Annotated in this window: 17 protein-coding genes; 8 read left to right on the top strand and 9 right to left on the bottom strand. The window is 73.0% G+C overall.

Annotated elements, in window-relative coordinates:
- Positions 1-10: 10 nt before the first annotated feature.
- The 4 genes from Val02_RS39550 to Val02_RS39535 are packed head-to-tail and all read right to left on the bottom strand — an operon-like array spanning position 11 to position 3850.
- The gene (locus Val02_RS39550; protein ID WP_203904459.1) at positions 11-994 is read right to left on the bottom strand and encodes an AAA family ATPase; all 984 of its coding nucleotides are present in this window, start codon (positions 992-994) and stop codon (positions 11-13) included.
- Positions 991-2352, bottom strand: a complete 1362-nt coding sequence (locus tag Val02_RS39545) for a DUF4350 domain-containing protein (RefSeq protein ID WP_203904458.1) — start codon at positions 2350-2352, stop codon at positions 991-993. Before Val02_RS39545 ends, Val02_RS39550 begins: the two co-directional genes overlap by 4 nt.
- The gene (locus Val02_RS39540) at positions 2349-3014 is read right to left on the bottom strand and encodes a DUF4129 domain-containing protein (RefSeq protein ID WP_203904457.1); all 666 of its coding nucleotides are present in this window, start codon (positions 3012-3014) and stop codon (positions 2349-2351) included. The genes Val02_RS39545 and Val02_RS39540 overlap by 4 nt, the downstream gene beginning before the upstream one ends.
- Positions 3014-3850, bottom strand: a complete 837-nt coding sequence (locus Val02_RS39535) for a hypothetical protein (protein ID WP_203904456.1) — start codon at positions 3848-3850, stop codon at positions 3014-3016. Before Val02_RS39535 ends, Val02_RS39540 begins: the two co-directional genes overlap by 1 nt.
- 211 nt (positions 3851-4061) lie before the next feature.
- On the opposite strand from Val02_RS39535, the gene mtrA reads away from it, so the two are divergent.
- The 5 genes from mtrA (at position 4062) to hpf (ending at position 9950) form a co-directional block, all read left to right on the top strand.
- On the top strand, positions 4062-4751 hold the full coding sequence (gene mtrA, locus Val02_RS39530) for an MtrAB system response regulator MtrA (RefSeq protein WP_203904455.1): 690 nt from the start codon (positions 4062-4064) through the stop codon (positions 4749-4751).
- 99 nt (positions 4752-4850) lie between these two features.
- Complete coding sequence (gene mtrB, locus Val02_RS39525; RefSeq protein ID WP_239153687.1) at positions 4851-6458, top strand: MtrAB system histidine kinase MtrB; 1608 nt, start codon at positions 4851-4853, stop codon at positions 6456-6458.
- Positions 6455-8374, top strand: coding sequence for a GerMN domain-containing protein (locus Val02_RS39520; RefSeq protein WP_203904454.1), 1920 nt, complete (start codon positions 6455-6457; stop codon positions 8372-8374). Before mtrB ends, Val02_RS39520 begins: the two co-directional genes overlap by 4 nt.
- A gap of 3 nt (positions 8375-8377) precedes the next feature.
- Complete coding sequence (locus tag Val02_RS39515; RefSeq protein ID WP_203904453.1) at positions 8378-9061, top strand: ComF family protein; 684 nt, start codon at positions 8378-8380, stop codon at positions 9059-9061.
- A 259-nt stretch (positions 9062-9320) separates the two neighbouring features.
- Complete coding sequence (gene hpf, locus Val02_RS39510) at positions 9321-9950, top strand: ribosome hibernation-promoting factor, HPF/YfiA family (RefSeq protein ID WP_203904452.1); 630 nt, start codon at positions 9321-9323, stop codon at positions 9948-9950.
- On the opposite strand, the gene Val02_RS39505 is transcribed toward hpf, so the two are convergent.
- Positions 9934-11046 (bottom strand): GNAT family N-acetyltransferase, encoded by a 1113-nt coding sequence (locus tag Val02_RS39505; protein WP_203904502.1) that lies wholly within the window; start codon positions 11044-11046, stop codon positions 9934-9936. The two genes, hpf and Val02_RS39505, sit on opposite strands and share 17 nt — an antisense overlap.
- A gap of 218 nt (positions 11047-11264) precedes the next feature.
- Between Val02_RS39505 and secA the strand changes: the two genes are divergently transcribed.
- A complete protein-coding gene (gene secA, locus Val02_RS39500) occupies positions 11265-14192 on the top strand; it encodes a preprotein translocase subunit SecA (RefSeq protein ID WP_203904451.1) in 2928 nt (975 codons plus the stop codon).
- Between the two features lie 54 nt (positions 14193-14246).
- Here secA and Val02_RS39495 read toward each other — a convergent pair whose 3' ends face one another.
- The 3 genes from Val02_RS39495 to Val02_RS39485 form a co-directional block, all read right to left on the bottom strand.
- Positions 14247-15686, bottom strand: coding sequence for an Rv3235 family protein (locus tag Val02_RS39495; protein WP_203904450.1), 1440 nt, complete (start codon positions 15684-15686; stop codon positions 14247-14249).
- Positions 15687-15875: 189 nt separating this feature from the next.
- Positions 15876-16091 carry a helix-turn-helix domain-containing protein gene (locus tag Val02_RS39490; protein ID WP_203904501.1) on the bottom strand — a complete coding sequence of 72 codons (216 nt, stop codon included), beginning with the start codon at positions 16089-16091 and terminating at the stop codon, positions 15876-15878.
- A gap of 56 nt (positions 16092-16147) precedes the next feature.
- Positions 16148-16633: an Lrp/AsnC family transcriptional regulator gene (locus tag Val02_RS39485; protein ID WP_203904449.1), complete on the bottom strand. Its 486-nt coding sequence runs from the start codon at positions 16631-16633 to the stop codon at positions 16148-16150.
- A gap of 93 nt (positions 16634-16726) precedes the next feature.
- On the opposite strand from Val02_RS39485, the gene Val02_RS39480 reads away from it, so the two are divergent.
- Positions 16727-17158 carry a rhodanese-like domain-containing protein gene (locus tag Val02_RS39480; RefSeq protein ID WP_203904448.1) on the top strand — a complete coding sequence of 144 codons (432 nt, stop codon included), beginning with the start codon at positions 16727-16729 and terminating at the stop codon, positions 17156-17158.
- 58 nt (positions 17159-17216) lie between these two features.
- Positions 17217-17720 carry a DUF6912 family protein gene (locus tag Val02_RS39475; protein ID WP_203904447.1) on the top strand — a complete coding sequence of 168 codons (504 nt, stop codon included), beginning with the start codon at positions 17217-17219 and terminating at the stop codon, positions 17718-17720.
- A 124-nt stretch (positions 17721-17844) separates the two neighbouring features.
- Here Val02_RS39475 and Val02_RS39470 read toward each other — a convergent pair whose 3' ends face one another.
- Positions 17845-19260, bottom strand: coding sequence for a hypothetical protein (locus Val02_RS39470; protein WP_203904446.1), 1416 nt, complete (start codon positions 19258-19260; stop codon positions 17845-17847).
- Positions 19261-19342: the final 82 nt, after the last annotated feature.

Genomic DNA, 19342 nt, shown 5'->3' with positions numbered 1-19342 from the left:
ACGGCCATGGTCATCGGGGCGTCGGGACGGTGGCGAGCACCGCGTCGAGCACGGCGTCGGTGGTGACACCCTCCAGCTCCGCCTCGGGCCGCAGCCGCACGCGGTGCCGCAGCGTGGGCCGGGCCAGCGCCTTCACGTCGTCCGGCGTCACGTAGTCGCGGCCGGTCAACCAGGCCCACGCCTTCGCGGCGGCCAGCAGCGCCGTGGCGCCACGCGGCGAGGCACCCAGCTCCAGCGACGGGGAGACGCGGGTCGCGCGGCACAGGTCGACCACGTAGGTGAGCACCGGGTCGGCGACCGCCACGCGCTGGGCCGCGGCCCGCCCGGCGGCGAGATCGGCGGCACCCGCCACCGGGGTGACGCCGGCCGCCTTCAGGTCGCGCGGGTCGAAGCCGCCGTGGTGCGCCCGCAGCACGCCCAGTTCCTCGTCGCGGGAGGGCAGCGGCACGTTGATCTTCAGCAGGAACCGGTCGAGCTGCGCCTCCGGCAGCGGATACGTGCCCTCGTACTCGACCGGGTTCTGCGTGGCGATCGTGACGAACGGCTCCGGCAGCCGCCGTGGCTCGCCCTCGACCGAGACCTGCCGTTCCTCCATCACCTCCAGCAGCGACGCCTGCGTCTTCGGCGGCGTGCGGTTGATCTCGTCGGCGAGCAGCAGGTTGGTGAAGACCGGCCCCTCCCGGAACTCGAACGCCGCCGTGCGCGCGTCGAAGATCAGCGAGCCGGTGACGTCACCCGGCATCAGGTCCGGCGTGAACTGCAGCCGCTTCATGTCCAGGTCGAGCGACGCCGCGAGAGTGCGCACGAGCAGCGTCTTGGCCACGCCCGGAACGCCCTCCAGCAGCACGTGCCCCCGGCACAGCAGCGCGATCACCAGCCCGGTCACCACCGCGTCCTGGCCGATGACGGCCTTGCCGACCTCGGTGCGCAGCCGGCCCAGCGCGGCGCGGGCCGCGGCATCCGGCGCCGCGGGGGGAGCGGATACCTCGGTCATGGGTTCTCCTTATCGGCCGGTACGGCAATCACAGCGTCGATCAGCGAGTCGAGTGCGGCGGCGAACGCCACCAGGGCGTCGTCGTCATCCAGCCACCGCTCGCCGTAGAGCAGCTCGGCGACGGTCTCCTTCGGGGCGCCGGCCTGCGCCGCCACGGCCGCGACGAGCGTGGCCCGGTCGACCTCCGGCGGCTGGTCCAGCAGGTGCGCGAGCCGGGTCCGGGCGGCCTGGCTCAGCACCGCCGCGGCGGCCGTCCGGTCGCGCGAACGTTCGTAGAGCCGGCCGCGGCCGGTGACCGTCTCCGTCGACGGGACCAGCACCGGCAGCGGTTCGTGCACCGGTGCCCCGATCCGGCGGCCCGCCGCGAGCGCCGCGAGCACGAACGCCAGCAGCGCCAGCGCCAGCACGCTCCACGCCGACGCCGGGAACAGGTCGGCGGTCGACTGGCCGCTGTTGCCGCCACCGCCGCCGCGCCGCACACCCGGCTGGGGGTTACCGCCTTCCGTGCCCTCGTCGTCCGGAACGGGGAAGTCCGGGTCGGGCGAGCCCACCCTGCCGAGGTCGGCCGGGGCCGGGCTGGGGTCGAGGTCGGTGCCCTCGAGGAACCGCGGGCCGGGCTGGGCCTTGTGCACGTCGAGCCAGATGACGCGGCGCGCACCGGAGAGCAGGCCGACCGCGAGGGCCGCGTTGCCGTACTCGTCGATCCGGTCGTTGCGGAACGGCTCGGCGGCCCCGATCGCCGTGACCGTCGTCGCGACGTGCCGCGTGCGCACCAGCCCACCGGCGTAGCAGCTGACCAGCGCCAGATCGATGTCGGTCAGGTACCTGATCCGGTCGGCCGCCGCGCGCCCGGCGGTGCGGGCCGCCGGGTCGTCGCAGCCCGGCTGCCCCACCCGGGTCGCCCAGTGCTCCTCCTCGACGCCCACCGGCAGGTAGCCCCGGTCGAGCGTGCGGGCGTCGGGGCGCACCAGCACCACGTTCGTCGTGGAGGGCATCAGCTTGAGCATGCGCAGGTGGTACGAGTGCACGAACTCCGGCGCCGGCACGAACAGCGTGGCGTCGCCGCGGTGCGCGGAGGTCAGGGCGGCGCCCGCGTCGGTGACCCGTTCGACGGTGATGCCGCGTTCGCGCAGCCGGCCGGCCAGTTTGCTGGCGCCGACGTCGTCGTTGCGCAGCGGCGAGAGGAACGTCGCGTCCTCGGGGTCGGGCGAGTCGAGGCTGTACGCGAGGCCGCTGATGCCGAGGAGGGCCAGCACCACCAGGTACGGCACGACGAGGCGCAGCCAGCGGTAGCTGCGCGGCTTCTTCGCCTCGGCGGGCGGCGGAGCCTCGGTCGCGGGTCGCAACGTCGCCGTCATCGAGCCGCCGCTCCTACGGGGGTGCGCAGCGCCGCCGACAGCGTTCCCGCGAGCTCCTTCATCCTGGCGTCGTGCTCGGCGCCGGCCGGACGTTCCCCGTACCAGATGTCGGAAAAGATCATGCCCGCCTCGGTGAGGGGCGCGGCGACCTGGGGCCGGCGGGCGACGGCCACGGCGGCCAGCTCGGTGACCGTGAGGCCCGGGCTGTGCTCGAGCACGCGCAGCTCGATCAGCTCGCGGACCATGCCGCGCAGCCGCTCGCGGACGGCCTCGGCGAAGCGGCCCTCGGCGGCGAGCCGGTCGGCGAGGCTGACGAAGTCGGCGACCGGCACCTCCGGCACCTCCTCGCTCCCCGGCTCCAGCGTCTCGACGGTCTCCTCCTTCGCCGGGACGGTCTTCTTCCGACGGCGCCACGGCCACGTGAACGTGAACCGCGGCCACCGCCACTTCGGCCACCGCAGCGCCGGCCAGGTGAACCGGGGCCAGCGCCACGACCGCCACCGCCAGCGCGGCATCCCGGGCAGCCGGCGCGGCACCCAGCGCGGGAAGAAGTACCAGAGCAGGGCGATGACGCTGGCCGCACCGAAGAGCAGGAGCAGCAGCAGGGGCAGCGTCACCGTCTGCGAGACGCGGTCGACGAGGCCGTTCCACCAGCGGTACATCAGGTCACGACCAGCTCGGCGGCGGGCGGCCGCCCGGTGGCGCGGGCCCGGCCGATCGCGATGTCGAGCCCCTCGGTGCGCATCCGCGTCTCCAGGTGCAGCACCGCGTCGAGGCTTGCCAGGATCGGGTAGACGACGGCGTTGACCACCGTCCAGGCGAACCCGGCGACCAGCCACACCGTGGCGTTGTCCAGCGCGGAGCCGGTGAGCAGCTCCAGCGGCCCGATTGTGCCGAAGCCCAGCGCGAGCCGGACGGTCGCCCAGCCGAAGTACGCCAGCAGCCGCACGCCGGCGCCGCGCAGTCCCACCCGCACCGACATCGCCACCGATCGCCCCACCGCCCGGAACGGGTTGACCCGGTCGATCACCAGAGCCGGCGCGGCGAACCCGATCAGCGCGTACACCACGAACCAGGGCGCGAAGCAGGCCAGTGCCGCCACGCCGGCGGTCAGCCCGAAGAACACCGCGACCGCGAGCACCCAGCCGAGGCGGCTGCCCCGCGGGGCGAACAGCGCCCGGGGCGGGAGCCGCTCGCCGAGCAGGGCGGAGCCGGCCGCCCGCGCGGTGAGCCCGCCGAGCAGCGTGATGATCAGCGCCTCGGTCGCGAACCCGACACCGATCATCACCCAGTACCAGTCGAGCGCGTCGTCGTACGGAACCATGTACGGCGGCTTGGCCGTGTCTATCCGCAGCGGGTACAGCAGCGCCTGCTCGGCCGCCGCCAGCAGCACCGCGACCAGGAGCAGCGGCCGGGCGTTGGTCCGGAACAGCGCGACCGCCGCGTCGAGCAGCTCACCGACGGTGAGTGGACGCAGTGGCACCGTGCCGGCCTGCACGCGGCCTCCTCGAATCGGGTGCGGCACGCCGGACGGGCACGCCTCCTGCTGAATCCTTCCATGTGGGCACCAACCGCCGTGGCCCTTGCCGTTGATCATGCGTTCCGGCGGCCCGTTCGGGCGTCCCCGGGTATGCCCGTTCGGCCCGGATATCCACTGGTGGCAAGGGTGGGCACGCCGCCGTTCGGCGCAGGTGCCAATATTGGGTCGCATGAGGGCCCGTGTACTGGTGGTGGACGACGACCCCGCGCTCGCCGAGATGCTCGGCATCGTGCTGCGCAGTGAGGGGTTCCTCCCCTCGTTCGTAGCTGACGGTGAGCGTGCGCTTGCCGCGTTCCGCGATGCGCGACCCGACATCGTCCTGCTCGACCTGATGCTTCCCGGCATGAGCGGCATCGACGTGTGCCGGGCGGTGCGCGCGGAGTCGGGCGTGCCGATCGTGATGCTGACCGCGAAGAGCGACACCGTCGACGTCGTGCTGGGCCTGGAGTCCGGCGCCGACGACTACGTGGTGAAGCCGTTCAAGCCGAAGGAGCTGGTGGCGCGCATGCGGGCCCGGCTGCGCCGCGGCGAGGACGTGGCGCCGGAGCTGCTGGCCATCGGGCCACCCGGCAACCAGATCACCATCGACGTGCCGGCGCACACCGTCGCCCGCAACGGCGAGGAGGTCAAGCTCACGCCGCTGGAGTTCGACCTGCTGGTGGCGCTGGCCCGCAAGCCGCGGCAGGTGTTCACCCGCGAGGTGCTGCTGGAGCAGGTCTGGGGCTACCGGCACGCGGCGGACACCCGGCTGGTCAACGTCCACGTGCAGCGGCTGCGTGCCAAGATCGAGCCGGATCCCGAGCGGCCGGAGATCATCCTGACCGTCCGCGGGGTCGGCTACAAGGCCGGGACCGGCTGAGTGCTGCGGATCGACCCGGTGCTCGCACCGCTGCGCCGCACGGGAGTGTGGGCGGCGGTGCGGCGTTCGCGGTGGTGGCAGGCGTTGCTGCGAGGGCCGGTGCGCTCCCTGTACCGGGTGTGGCTGCTGCTGCGCCGGGCCTGGCGGCGCAATCTCCAGCTGCGCGTCGTGTCGATCACGCTCGCGTTGTCGGGGCTGCTGGTGGGGTCGTTCGGCGTGCTGGTGTCGGTGTCGATCACGGACGGGCTGCTCGGCGACAAGCAGAAGGACGCCCACCGGGACGTGACCGCCGCGGCCGAGTACGCGATCCAGCAGCTGCAGGTGGGCGATCCCAACGACCCGGCCCTGCGCAAGTACGTGGGCGAGGTGCTGACCCGGCTGGCCAGTGAGCAGAGCGGCAGCAGCCGCGCCGAGGTCGCGATCGTGCCGCACGGCCAGCTCCAGGTCACCGAGGACGCCGCGCCGGACCGGTCGGGCACGCTCGACGTGATCAAGTCAGCCGAGCTGGAACGCCTCCGCGCCGGCGTGCAGGCCGGCGACATCATGTTCCAGTACGTGACCGCCGATCCCGACGGCGACGGCATGCGGCCGTTCCTGGTGTACGCCACGCGCATCTCCATACCGGCCGGCACGCTGGGGCTCTACTACCTGTTCCCGCTGGACGCCGAGGTCGTCACGGCCGACCGGGTCACGTACACGGTGACGGTCACCGGGTTCACGCTGGTGCTGCTGCTCGCGGTGCTCGCGGCGCTGGTCACCCGCATGGTGGTGCGGCCGGTCCGGCTTGCGGCGCGCACCGCGCAGCGGCTCTCCGCCGGCCTGCTCGACCAGCGGATGGAGGTGCGCGGCGAGGACGACCTGGCGCGGTTGGCGGCGTCGTTCAACCAGATGGCCGCCAACCTCCAACGGCAGATCATCCGGCTGGAGGAGATGTCCCGGCTGCAGCGCCGCTTCACCTCCGACGTGTCGCACGAGCTGCGCACCCCGTTGACCACCGTCCGGATGGCGGCCGACCTGATCTTCAGTTCGCGGGACGAGTTCGAGCCGGCGACCGCGCGCAGCGCCGAGATCCTGCAGGGCGAGCTGGACCGCTTCGAGAGCCTGCTGACCGACCTGCTGGAGATCTCCCGGTTCGACGCCGGGTTCGCCGTGCTGGACGCCGAGCCGACCGACCTGGTCGCCGTCGTCGGACGGGTCACCGACCGCCTGGAGTCGTTGGCCGAACGCTGCGGCAGCCCGCTGGAGGTCGACGTTCCCGACATCCCGGTGATCGTCGAGGTCGACCCCCGCCGGGTCGAGCGCATCCTGCGCAACCTCGTCGGGAACGCCGTCGAGCACGGCGAGGGCGCACCCGTGCGGGTGACCGTGCGGGCCGACGAGTCGGCCGTGGCGGTGACCGTGCGCGACCACGGGATCGGCCTGAAGCCGGGCGAGGAGAAGCTCGTGTTCAACCGCTTCTGGCGGGCCGACCCGTCCCGTGCCCGGCAGACCGGCGGCACCGGCCTGGGGCTGTCGATCAGCGTGGAGGACGCCCGGCTGCACGGCGGCTGGCTGGAGGCCTGGGGCGCACCGGGGGAGGGCGCGCAGTTCCGGCTGACGCTGCCGATGCGGTCCGGCGACCGGTTGGTGTCGGCGCCGCTTCCGCTCGTTCCCGAGGATGTGGCGATCCCGATCGACGGTGCGGCACGGACGGAGGTGGCCCCGTGAGCAGCTTGCGAGGACCGCTGTCGCGAACCGGTGGCACCGCGAGGAGGCGCCTGGTCGGTCTCGTGCTGGCCGCCGCCGTCGGCCTCGCGGGCTGCGGCGTCCCCGGCAAGAGCGAACCGCGCACCGCCGGCACCGCGCCCGGCGTCAACGACCCGCGCCCCGGCAGCAACAACCCCGAACTGCCCTCCGCGATCGGCATCCCCGACGCGGGTGAGCTGGTGGACCGCTTCTTCAAGGCGGCCGCGGCCGGCGACGTCGACCCGACGCTGCGCGACCAGCGCTTCGACACCGCGGTCCGGTACGCGAAGGACTTCCTCACGCCGGCGGCCGCGCAGGAGTGGAAGCCGACCGTCGGGCAGGTGGTCGTCATCGACGTGACGCAGAAGCGGGTCGTCAGCGCCGACGAGGTCGACGTCGACGTGCGGGCGGTCGGCCTGCTCAACGAGTGGGGCGCGATCGAGGCCCTGGCGGAGGGCTCCCCGAGCCCCGTCCCGCAGACCCTCAAGTTCCAGGTGGAACGGCCCGCCGCCGGCGGCGAACTGCGGCTGCGCAACGCCCCGCCGGGAGCGCTGGTCCTGTCGACGACCGCGCTGAACGAGTTCTACGAGGCGCGCTCGGTGTACTTCTGGGACAGCAACGGCCGCTACCTGGTGCCCGACCGCCGCTACCTCAACGGCCAGGTCAACTCGCAGAAGCGCGCCCGCGCCGTGGTCGAACGCCTCATCGACGGCCCCTCGAAGATGATCGACGACGTGGTGGCCCGGCTGCCGGACAGCCTCACCATCACCAGCAACCCCGTCGTGGAGAACTCCCGCATCACGGTCAACCTGAGCGCACCCACCCCGCTGGAACAGGAGAAGCTCGAGCGCCTCGCCCGGCAGCTGCGCTGGTCGTTGTCGCCGACCCAGGAGGCGGTCGAGATCCAGATCGACTCGCGCACGCGACACGTCGAGGACGGCTCCGGCTATCTGGCCTACAACCCGACGTACCGCTTCCAGGAGGCCGACAACCAGGCGAAGTTCGGCATCTTCGGCATGGTCAACGGCAAGGTGACCCGCACGGCGTCCGGCGACCGGCCGATGCCCGTCCTGAACGACGAGCACAACAGCAACGTCGTGGCCGCCGCCGTCAACGTGGAACGCCGCACCGCCGCGCTGGTGCGTCAGGTGGCGTCCAACCGGCAGGAGCTGTGGTTCGTGCGCGAGGGGCCGGAGGGCGTCGGCGCCGCCGGCACCCCGAACGCCTTCCGCGCGGAGTTCCCGGCCGACGTGACGTCGATGGGGCGGCCGGTGTACCTGCCCGGCTCCAACGGCCGCTTCCTCGTTCCCGCGCAGGGGCGGCTCTTCGACGTCACCTCCGACGTCAACAACAGCGCGGCCCGGACGGTCGACCTGCTCGGCCGCACGATCAAGGCGATCTCCGTGGCTCCCGACGGCCGGCGCGTGGCGATGATCGTCGTCGACCCGAACGGCCCGGAGCGCGTCGTCGTCGCCACGGTCAACCCGGAGTCCAGCCCGGTGAGCCTCACCGACCGGCGCACGCTCGACGTCGGCGACGTGACCGACCTGCGCGGCGTCGCCTGGGTGCTGGAGCACCAGCTCGTGGTCGCGGCCGCCGGTTCGCTGACCGAGGTGACGATCGACAACTCGGAGCGCAACAAGGTGACGAAGCCGGACTTCGGCCTGTTCCCGGTGACGGCGGTGGCGGTGGTGCCCCGGCCGACCGGCGGGGCCGGCACGATGGTGGTCGAGGGCGGCACCGGCGGCAATGTGCAGTCGTACCGGGTGTACACCGAGTCGCTGGCGCCGATCACGGTGACGCTCTCCCCGTCGGCGAACCCGACCCCGGGCGCGAGTCCGGCACCGACGACGATGCCCGTGCGCGGGGCGTTCTACGTCGATCTCGCGGCGGACTGACCGGTGGGTGCGCTCCTGGCGGCGCTGGCCGACCTGGTGCTGCCGGTGTCGTGCGCGGGCTGCGAACGGCCGGCCGAGGCGTGGTGCGACCCGTGCGCGGCCGCCGTGGCGGCGTGGGCCCCGGCCCGGGCCGTGCCGCGGCCGTGTCCGCCGGGGCTGCCGCCGGTGGTGGCGTCGGGTCCGTACGCGGGGCCGCTGCGTGGGGCGCTGTTGGCGTTCAAGGAAAGGGGCCGGCACGGGCTGGCCGGGATGCTCGGGTCGCGCCTGGCCACGGCGGTCGGCCCCGGTCCGGTCCTGCTGGTCCCGGTGCCCGCGACGTCGGCGGCCGCGCGGCAGCGCTACGGCGACCACATGGCGCTCCTGGCCCGGCACGCGGCCCGGGCACTGCGGGCGCGCGGTGTCGAGGCCGCGGTGGGGCAGCCGTTGCGGGCGTTGCCGCGCGCCGACTCGACCCACCTGTCCGTCGAGGAGCGGCACCGGACCGCGGGCGCGGCGTTCGCGGTGCGCCCCGGGCGCCTCCCGGCCGTCCGCGACGCGCTGTCCGCCGGGGCGGCCGTGGTGCTCGTCGACGACATCGTCACGACCGGCGCCACCCTCTCCGCCGTCGCCGATCTGTTGCGGGGGAACGGCATCAGCGTCCGACACGCCGCAGTCGTCGCCGCTGCCACACTCCGTCGCGATCCGTAGCGTTTTGAGCTCGGACAGTCCGACTGGGGGAATCCTCCGGGTGCCTCTTTCCTGGGATTACCCACCAGTTCGCGGAACGAGGGGTGACTACGGGATGTACTCGGGTTAGCGTCGAAGTTCGAAAGGCTCCCACCGCGAAGGGAGGCGGAACACCGAATTTCCCGGTCGACCGCCGTGCGGATCACGAGTGGCGGCAGGGCGATCGGGGTAGCAAACCGGGTCCAACCTGTACATCGAACCGCTTGGGGGAGGTCCTTTAGTGGACATCGTCGTCAAGGGCCGCAACGTCGAAGTGCCCGACCACTACCGCACTCTCGTCGCCGAGAAGCTGCAGAAGGTCGAACGGTACGATCAGAAGCTCATCCGGGTGGACGTGGAGCTTTTCCACGAGAAGAACCCGCGCCAGGCCGACAAATGCCAACGCGTCGAGATCACCTGCGTGTCCCGTGGACCGGTGATCCGCGCCGAGGCGTGCGCCGCCGACTTCTACAGCGCCCTGGACGCCGCCATCAACAAGCTCGACGCGAGACTGCGCAGGGCCGCCGACCGCCGGCGGATCCATCGCGGCCGGCACGCGCCGATGTCCGTGGCGGCGGCGACGGCAGGACTCGCGCAGGTGCAGGCACCCATGACGACGCAGGCGTGGCCGGACAACCCGGAAGCCGAGAGCGACTCGTGGGACGCGCAGGACAACGACCAGCCGTGGCGCATCGTCCGGGAGAAGGAGCACCCGGGCGAGCCGATGACGGTCGAGGACGCCCTGTTCCACATGGAACTGCTGGGCCACGACTTCTACCTGTTCAACGACAAGGAATCGGGTCGGCCGAGCGTGGTGTACCGCCGCAAGGCGTACGACTACGGCGTTCTGAGCATCAACCAGACGCTTTGAGGTCCGCGGGCAGCAGCCCGTAGGAGACGACGTCGGCGCGGCCACCGTTCAGCGTGGGAAGGTGGCCGCGCTGGTATCCCTCGCGTACGAAGCCGACCTTTTCGAGCACGCGCTGCGAGGCGACGTTGTCCGGCGCCGTGCCGGCCGTGAGCCGCGCGAGGCCGGCGTCGCGCAGCGCCCACCGGGACAGCAGCCGCACCGCGCGCCCCGCGTAGCCGCGCCGTCGCCAGGGGCCGCGCATCGAGTAGCCCACCATGGCGGTGCGGGTGAGCGGGGCGACGTCGAAGAGCACCGCGTCGCCGACGAGTTCGCCGGTGGTGAGTTCCCGGACGGCGAAGTGCGCCGAGGTGCCGGCGAGCCACGTCGACCCGGCCCGTGCGCAGAACCGGGCGGTGTCGACCATCGAGCGCGGCGGTTCGCCGACGGCGGTGGCGGCGACGTCCGGCTCGGTGTACAGCGCGTGGATGTGCGGGGCGTCCGCGCGTCCCAACGGGCGCAGCGCGACGACGCCGTCCGAGAGGGTGCCGCCGGGCAGGTCGGGCAGCAGGCGCGGGGTGGGCCCCGGCGGGTCGCCCGGCGTGCGGGCCCACACCACCAGGTCGTGGCGCGCCCCGTCCCGCCCGATCGCCGAGGAACGCTGCACGCCCTCGCGGCGGTAGCCGGCCCCGAGCGCCACCCGCTGGCTGGCGAGGTTCTCGTACTCGGTGCGCAGCTGCAGCCGCCCGTAGCCGGCCAGGAACGCGTACCCGGTGAGCGCGATGGTGGCGGCGGTCGCCACGCCGCGGCCCCGGCCCCAGGGCGCCACCCAGTAGCCGATCTCGCCGCTGCCCTCACGCTGGTGGGTGATTCCGATGCCGCCCAGGAGCCGGTCGCTGCCGGGGTCGGCGATGGCGAAGTTGCCGCCGCCGGACATGAACGACGTGACCGACCCCTCGGCGATCCACCAGGCCGCTTCCTCGTACGTGTACGGGCTCGGCAGCAGCGGAAGGAAACGCTGAGTAAGTGGATCGTCACAGCCGACCCGGACGTCTTCGACGTCCTCCTCGCGGTAACGCCGCACGCGGACCCCGGCGCCCTCGATCGACTCGGCGGCCAGTGCCAGCTGGGTCGGCGTCCCCGCGGCTCCGCCGGGTGCGGCCCGTGGGCCCGTGGGCGGCGGTGTCGGCTCCATGGCGTCGAATCCTGCCCGACCGGGCCGGCGCGGCAACATTCAGGGTCAGTGCGTGTTTTGTCGGTTTGGTCAGGCGCTGTGGGCAGAGCGCCCATGGGTGCGCCTACGATGGGTCCCGCAGGACGTTGAGGGAGCGCTGACCCGTGTCGATTTTCGAGAGAATCCTTCGTGCCGGCGAAGGACGACTGCTCAAGCGGCTCAAGGCCGTAGCTGACGCAGTGAACGCCATTGAGGACAACTACACCGAGCTCACCGACGAGGAGTTGGCCGGGCTCACCGCGCAGTACAAAGAGCGCCTCGAAGAGGGCGAGACCCTCGACGACCTGCTCCCGGAGGCGTTCGCCACCGCGCGTGAGGCCGCCCGCCGAGTGATCGGGCAGCGGCACTACGACGTGCAGCTGATGGGCGGGGCCGCCCTTCACTGGGGCAACATCTCCGAGATGAAGACCGGTGAGGGCAAGACGCTCACCATCGTGCTGGCCGCCTATCTCAACGCCCTCTCGGGCAAGGGCGTCCACGTCGTCACGACCAACGACTACCTGGCCCAGCGTGACGCCGAGTGGATGGGACGCATCCACCGGTTCCTCGGCCTGACCGTCGGCACCATCCTGCCGAACGAGCCGCCCGCGGCACACCGCGCCGCGTACGAGTGCGACATCACGTACGGCACCAACAACGAGTTCGGCTTCGACTACCTGCGCGACAACATGGCCTGGTCGAAGGAAGAACTGGTCCAGCGCGGCCACAACTTCGCGATCGTCGACGAGGTCGACTCGATCCTGATCGACGAGGCGCGTACGCCGCTCATCATCTCCGGCCCGGCCGAGCAGTCGGCGCGCTGGTACGGCGAGTTCGCCCGCGTGGTGCGCCGCCTCCAGCCCGGCAAGGACGGCGAGAACGACTACGAGGTCGACGAGTCCAAGCGCACCGTCTCGATCACCGAGCGCGGCGTGTCCCGGGTCGAGGACCAGCTCGGCATCGACAACCTCTACGAGTCGGTCAACACCCCGCTCGTCGGCTACCTCAACAACGCGCTCAAGGCCAAGGAGCTGTACAAGCTCGACCGCGACTACATCGTGCGCGACGGCGAGGTGCTGATCGTCGACGAGTTCACCGGTCGCGTGCTGCACGGGCGGCGCTACAACGAGGGCATGCACCAGGCCATCGAGGCCAAGGAGGGCGTGGAGATCAAGCAGGAGAACCAGACTCTTGCCACGATCACCCTGCAGAACTTCTTCCGCCTGTACGAGAAGCTCGGCGGCATGACCGGTACGGCGCAGACCGAGGCGGCCGAGTTCAACAAGGTCTACAAGGTCGGCGTGGTCAGCATTCCGACCAACAAGCCGATGATCCGCATCGACCAGGCCGATGTCATCTACAAGACGGAGAAGGCCAAGTTCCAGGCCGTCGTCGACGACATCGTCGAGCGCCACTCCGAGGGGCAGCCGGTCCTCATCGGCACGGTCAGCGTGGAAAAGAGCGAACTGCTGAGCCAGATGCTGCGCCGCCGTGGCGTGCCGCACTCGGTGCTCAATGCCAAGTTCCACGACAAGGAAGCCGAGATCATCGCGCAGGCCGGCCGCAAGGGCGCGGTCACCGTGGCCACCAACATGGCCGGCCGCGGTACCGACATCCTGCTCGGCGGCAACGCGGAGTACATGGCCGCCGCCGAGCTGCGCCAGCGCGGCATCGAGCCGGACAGCGAGGACTACGAGGACGTCTGGGAAGAGTCGCTCGCCCGGTGGAAGAAGCTCTGCAAGGACGAGGCCGAGGAGGTCACCGACGCCGGTGGGCTCTACGTGCTCGGCACCGAACGCCACGAGTCCCGCCGGATCGACAACCAGCTGCGCGGTCGTTCCGGCCGGCAGGGTGACCCGGGCGAGTCGCGGTTCTACCTGTCGCTGCAGGACGAACTGATGCGCCGGTTCCGCGCCGGTGCCGTCGAGGCCGTCATGGAGCGCCTGAACATCCCCGAGGACCTGCCCATCGAGTCCAAGATGGTCAGCCGGCAGATCAAGAGCGCACAGACCCAGATCGAGGCGCAGAACGCGGAGATCCGCAAGAACGTCCTCAAGTACGACGAGGTCATGAACCAGCAGCGCGTCGTCATCTACGCCGAGCGCAAGAAGGTGCTCAACGGCGAGGACCTGCACGAGGACATCCGCGAGATGCTCACCGACGTGGTGCAGGCGTACGTCCGGGGCGCCACGGCCGAGGGCGTCGGTGCCGAGGACTGGGACCTCGACCAGCTCTGGACCAGCCTCAAGCAGCTGTACCCGGTCGGCGTCACGGTGGAGGACCTGGTCGAGGAGGCCGGTGGCGAGGAGGGCCTCGACTCGGAGTTCATCGAGACCCGCCTCAAGGAGGACGCGCACGAGGCGTACGACCAGCGCGAGGAGGACCTCGGCGCCGAGGCCATCCGCGAGCTCGAACGTCAGGTGCTGCTGGCCGTCATCGACCGCAAGTGGCGCGAGCACCTCTACGAGATGGACTACCTCCAGGAGGGTGTCGGCCTGCGCGCGTACGCCCAGCGCGACCCGCTGGTCGAGTACCAGCGCGAGGGCTTCGACATGTTCCAGCAGATGCTCGACGGCATCAAGGAGGAGGCGGTCGGCTTCCTGTTCAACCTGGAGGTCCAGGTCGAGGAGCAGGAGCAGCAGGCCGACGTGAAGCTGTCGGACGCACCCGTCGCGATTCAGGCCAAGGGGCTCGGGGAGGCCCGCCAGCGGCGCGCCCTGCAGTACTCGGCACCCGCGATCGACGGTGCGGCCGGCGCCGGCGGCGTCGTCGAACGCGAGGAGCAGGTCGCCCCGGCGCTCGGCCTCGGCAGCGGCGGGTCCGCCAACGGGGCCAAGGCGAGCCCTCGGCCCAACGGCCGGCGCCCCTCGCCGACCCCGACCCGTGCGGCCGGGCAGGCGCAGCGCTCCGGTCCGGCCTCCCCGACGGCGGCCGGGGCACGCAAGCCCGCGCCGGGTCAGGCCGCCGGCACCGCCGGCCCGTCGCGGAACGCCCCCTGCTACTGCGGCTCCGGCAAGAAGTACAAGCGGTGCCACGGGGCGCCGTCCGCGTAGTCCCGTTCGCGTTCGAAGGCCCGTCGGCGGTGCAGCCGGCGGGCCTTCGCGTGTTCACAGCACCTGCACCAGGGTGCACAGCCACGACTCGCCGTGGCGTTCGAGCCGAACGGCCATCGCCCACACCCGCGGGCCGTACTCCAGGACGGCGGCCACCTCGGCCACCCCGTCGACGGGCTCGCAGACGTGCAGGCTGCGCAGCCGAACCCGGTGCGGGCGGGTGCCCGGCGGCGTCGGCCGGGCCAGGTGCGCCCGCGTCGTCCGGCGGATCACCTGATCGGTGACGCGGGCGAGGTCGGCCGTCGAGGTGACCGCGCGCAGGTGACTGATCGGCCGGTGCCCGCCGAGAACCTCCACGCAGACGCCGACGAAGCGCTGGGCGGCGGCACGGGCCGCCGGGGACGCCCGGAGAGCCGCGGCGCGGCGGCGCGCCTGCAGGGCCGCATCCTGCCGCGCGCTCTCGTCGTCGGGTGCCGGCCGCGGGACCCCACGCACCGGGCCGTCGGCAGCGGAGCGCCCACCCCGCCCGGCCCCGGCACCCCGCCCCGACCCGGCACCCCGTCCGGCCTCGATCCCCGAGCCCGGTCCTGGCTGGGCGTCCCGCCCGCCCCCGGCACTCCGCCCGGTCTCGGCACCCCGTCCGGCCTGAATCCCCGTGCCCCGTCCTGGCTGGGCGTCCTGCCCGGCCCCGGCCCCGGGTTCGGCGTCCCGCCCGGGTCCCGAGTCGCCGTGTCCCGCACCCCCGGCGGTGCCCGCTCCCGCACGCCGTCCCGTCCCGACCTGCCCGTCGCGGCGGTCCGGGTCGCCCGCGCGGCGCCCGGTCTTCCGCTCGCGGCGCTCCGGGTCGTCGGGTCGGCGGTCGCCCTCTCTGTCGCCGGCGTCGTCACCCCGCTCGGCGCCTTCCGGACGGCCCTCGGCGTCGTGGCGGCGGTCCGGGTCGCCCGGCCGGCCGTGAGCGACATCGCGCCCACCGGGGCCTTCCGGACGGCCGTCGGGGTCGTGCTGGCCATCGGACTCGCCCGCTCCGGCGGCCGGCCGGCGCAGGAGGTGCGGGCTGAGCGCCACGATGATCCCGGCCCGCGGACACGGCCCCGCCTCGGCCCGCCCACTCGCCGTCCGGATCGCCTCGGCGCACCCGACCGGCATGCTCCCCGACCCGGGCCGTGACCCGGGCCCCGCCCAGGACGCCGACGCCAGCCGCGCGACGTCCGCCCGGTCCGGCCCCGCGTCTGCGAGCCCGGTGCCGGCGAGCGCCACGTCGGTGAGACCGGTGTCGGCAGAGTCGGCGTCGGCGGATCCGGCGTCGGAGAAGGTGCCGTCGGCGGGCTCGCCGTCGTAGCGGTGCTCCGCGTCGTACCGGTGCCCTCCGTCGGCGGGGTCGTCGTAGGGCGGCTCGAAGGCGGGCGGGGCGTAGAGGCGCACCGTCGCCGATGGCGGGGACCCGTCGTCCGGGGACGACATCCGCTCCGGTCGGGTTGCCAGCAGTTGAGCCATCGCCCGCTCCGATCTTGCGTTTGCCTACGTTTGCCTCCGACAAAGTGTGAAGGGAATCGATAATGATCCTCAAGAACCTTGCGTTTGCTTTCGTTTGCTTAGAGCAGGAGAAGCGGCATGCCTCACATAAGCCGTGAAGCATCCGAGAGCGGGACGCGTGTCATCCGGGCGGGAGAGCCGCTCCGGGCCTCAGTCCTCGAACTCCTCGCGGCCGGCCACGAGCGGGTTGTCCTTGACCCACTCGGCCGTCTCCGCGTACTTGCGCTCGATGTACTCCTCGAGCTTGGCGCGTTCGATGCGCCACTGGCCGCGGCCGCCGATCTTGATCGCCGGCAGGTCGCCGCTGCGCACCATGTGGTACACCTGCGACTGCGAGGTGCTGAGCAGGTCGGCGACGTCGGACATGGTCAGGAACCGTGGCTCCACGTACCGCCTCCTCTCGTTCGCATCGACCGGTTGCCTCAGTTTGCCACCGAACGCCTGTGACGGGGATCCGCGGCGGCGCGTTCGACCGGGCGGCGGGGGAGCGGGCTGGAGTAGACCACGTTGGTGGTGACCGCACCGAGGCCGGCGATCCGCCCGCTGACCTCCTCCAGGTGTCGCATCGAACGGGCCGCCACCTTGAGCACGAAGCAGTCCTCGCCGGTCACGTGATGCGCCTCGAGGATCTCGGGCGTTCGGGCGATGAGCGTGTGCACCGGGTCGTAGCGGCCCGACGGGTAGCGCAGCCGCACCAGCGCGAGGATGCCCAGGCCGACGGCCTCCAGCGAGATCTCCGCGCGGTAGCCGGTCACGATGCCGCGTTCCTCCAGGCGGCGGAGGCGCTCGGTGACGGCGCTGGCGGACATGTTCACGGTGCGGGCCAGGTCGGCGAAGCTCACCCGGGCGTCGTCCTGCAGGGCGGCGATGATCCGCCAGTCGACGTCGTCCAGGGAATCAGCGGCCATCCCGGCAGAATACCGTTGATGTCCCGGCAATCCGAAGAATGTGCCGACGATTGCGTCTGCTGTCGGCCAAAACAAAGGCCTACGGTCGTTCCCATGGAATTTGCTGAACCGGCGGTCGCGGCGCACCACTACGCGGCCTCGCTCGCCCTCTACACCGATGCCTCCGACGTCTCGGCGGCAATGGCCGGTGGCGGCTTCGTGCTCCTCGACTCGCGCAGCCGCGCGGCGTGGGACGAGGCGCACATCCCCGGCGCGTTCCACCTGCCCACGGCGGAGATCGCGGCACGCGCACCCCGCGAACTCGACCCCGGCGTCCCCGTCGTGACGCACTGCTGGGGGCCCGGCTGCAACGGCGCCACCCGCGCGGCCCTCGCCCTCGCCACGCTCGGCTACCGGGTCAAGGAGATGCTCGGCGGCATCGAGTACTGGCGGCGCGAGGGCTACCCGGTCCGCACCCCGGCCGGGATCACCGCCGACCCCGTCGACCCGCTGACGGCGCCCACGGCGGTGTCCTGCGGATGCTGAGCGCCGGCGGCCTCCTATCCTGTTCGGATCAGTGACGACGTGACCGACGGGAGCCACGGTGGCCGACGAGCCCGTCCGGGTGTACCTGCCCGCGACCCTTCCCGCCCTGGCGGGCCTGCGCGACAAGGGCGAACTGTCGCCCCCGGGTGAGGCGCACGCCGTCACCCCGGACCTGCGCGAGTGGTACGCCGAGGGCGACGAGGAGGAGCTGGAGTACGTCGCGTTCACCCGGGCGGCGCAGGGGGCGCTGCGGCTGCTGCGGGCCGACGCCGAAGCGCCGCGGCGTCGCGTGGTGGTGTCGGTGGACCTGCCGCCTTCGGCGGTGCGGCCGGGGCCGCGCGAGCTGGGGTCGAGCCTCGTGGTGGTGGCCGACGCCGTCGCGCTGGGCGTGGTCGCCGCGATCCATGTCGACGCCGAGGAGGCCGAGTCCGACGTGGGAGCCGCGGCGGCGGTGGTCGCGGAGGCGGAGGCCGGGGACCCGGACGCCCAGTTCACCGTCGACGGGGCAGAGGACCACGACCTCCTCTGGTACGACCCCACCGAGCTGGACCAACTGATTTAAGGGCGGTATGTCGCGCGTCCGTCGGGCGCGCGACCGCCCGCTCCCGCGCGCACCGCTCCGGGCCGATCCGCTGCGCGTGACCGGCCGCTCCGCTGCCGGGTCCGCGTGCGGTCCCTGGCGGGGCTCAGCGCTTCGGGGGCAGGGTGCGGCCGACCGCGAGGATCGCGGCGATCGTGCCGGCGAAGAGCACCACGAGCGCCGTGCTCAGTCGGGCGGAGCCGACGTACTCGAGCGCGATCTCGTCCGCCGTTCCCTGGGCGCCGGCCAGGCGCAGCAGCGAACCGCCGCCGATCCGGCTGGCCACGTCCGACGCGAGCAGCAGCAGCCCCGGCGTGGCCCCCGCGGCCAGGTACGCCGGCCACTTCTCGCCGCCGCCGCCCCGCCGCCGCAGGTAGGCGTACGCCGTCAGCCCGGCGAGCGCGCCGCCCGCCAGCGCCACCGCGAACGTGATGCGCCCCGCCGCCGCGAACTGCGCCGCCGGCGAGGGCCCCGCCGCGAAGACCTCCTGGAGCTTGCCGGCGAACAGCCCTTCCAGCAGCGTCACCGCGAACCAGCCCAGCGTTCCGGCCAGCCCCGCCGCGAGCACCGCCGGCGCCGGCAGGCCGGACAGGGCGCCACCCACCGCGGCCGCGATCGCGATGGCCGCCGCGAGGGCGACGAGCGCCTCCGCACGCCCGTAGCCGAGCAGCACCAACCCGGCGGCGACGCCACCGATGACCAGCCCGACACCGGCGCCGATCAGCGAACGCGCCCGCCAGCCGCGCGGCCGGCCCGAGGTCGTGACGGCGAGCGCCACCGCCGCGCCGGCGAGCAGGCAGGTGGAGATCACCAGCGGGAACGACAGCGCCACGTTGGCCAGCCCGAGTTCGGGCGTCAGCGAACTGGCGACCGTGTGGTGGGTGAACCAGAGGGTGGCCGCCAGCCAGAGCACGGAGATCCCGGCGAGAACGGTGGGCCCGCGCCGGTCCCGGCCCGGTGTCTCGTCGACCGGCTCCGCGGCGGAACGTTCGCGCGCGGCGGCCGCCTTGCCGGGGCCGGTCTTGCCCGCGTCGGTCTTGCGGCCGGCGGCTGCAGTCTTGGCGGCGCCCGTCCTGCCCGCGGCCTTCGTGGCGCGCGCGTTCTTGGCCGGCGTGCCTTCGGCGGGCGTGCCCGCGGCCTTGGTGGCGCGCGCGGTCCTGGCCGGCGTGCCTTCGGCGGCGGGCGTGCTGCCCGCGGCCGGTGTGCGCTTGCGGGCGGCGGCCTTCCCGGCGGGTGCCTTCTTCGCGGGTGGCGTGGCCTTCCGGCCGGCACTCCCGCCGGACGCCGGCGCCTCGTCGGCCACCCCGGGCGCCGGCCCGTCGGCGGTGCTTCCGGGCGCGTCGGTCGTTCCCCCGGATGCTGTCGTCCCGGCGGAAGACGGCTCGGCGGTCTCGGCGGCGCGCGCCCTCGGCGGAGTCACCGATCCCCGCTCCGCCGCCGTCTCGGTCTGCGGGTCGGCCGCCACGGGTCCGGGGACAACGGTGCGCCCCGCCGGTCCGCGACGGCTCTTCGCCTTGCTCATCTCGGGTGCTCTCCTCACGGTGCGCCGCCGTCACAGGGTACGCGGGCTTGCTCCGGGCGCTTCCGGACCATGCGAGGATTGA

This window comes from Virgisporangium aliadipatigenens (genome assembly GCF_016863615.1).
Classification (GTDB): domain Bacteria; phylum Actinomycetota; class Actinomycetes; order Mycobacteriales; family Micromonosporaceae; genus Virgisporangium; species Virgisporangium aliadipatigenens.
Note: the sequence above shows the minus strand (reverse complement) of the source record. Positions and strands in the feature narration are given on the sequence as shown.

What these genes read in the sequence shown, in the direction of transcription:
- Val02_RS39545 (WP_203904458.1), bottom strand. Translation starts at nt 2,352, where the DNA reads ATGACGGCGACGTTGCGACCCGCGACCGAGGCTCCGCCGCCCGCCGAG.
- mtrA (WP_203904455.1), top strand. Translation starts at nt 4,062, where the DNA reads ATGAGGGCCCGTGTACTGGTGGTGGACGACGACCCCGCGCTCGCCGAG.
- Val02_RS39485 (WP_203904449.1), bottom strand. Translation starts at nt 16,633, where the DNA reads ATGGCCGCTGATTCCCTGGACGACGTCGACTGGCGGATCATCGCCGCC.
- Val02_RS39470 (WP_203904446.1), bottom strand. Translation starts at nt 19,260, where the DNA reads ATGAGCAAGGCGAAGAGCCGTCGCGGACCGGCGGGGCGCACCGTTGTC.
- Val02_RS39540 (WP_203904457.1), bottom strand. Translation starts at nt 3,014, where the DNA reads ATGTACCGCTGGTGGAACGGCCTCGTCGACCGCGTCTCGCAGACGGTG.
- Val02_RS39550 (WP_203904459.1), bottom strand. Translation starts at nt 994, where the DNA reads ATGACCGAGGTATCCGCTCCCCCCGCGGCGCCGGATGCCGCGGCCCGC.
- Val02_RS39495 (WP_203904450.1), bottom strand. Translation starts at nt 15,686, where the DNA reads ATGGCTCAACTGCTGGCAACCCGACCGGAGCGGATGTCGTCCCCGGAC.
- Val02_RS39490 (WP_203904501.1), bottom strand. Translation starts at nt 16,091, where the DNA reads ATGTCCGACGTCGCCGACCTGCTCAGCACCTCGCAGTCGCAGGTGTAC.
- Val02_RS39480 (WP_203904448.1), top strand. Translation starts at nt 16,727, where the DNA reads ATGGAATTTGCTGAACCGGCGGTCGCGGCGCACCACTACGCGGCCTCG.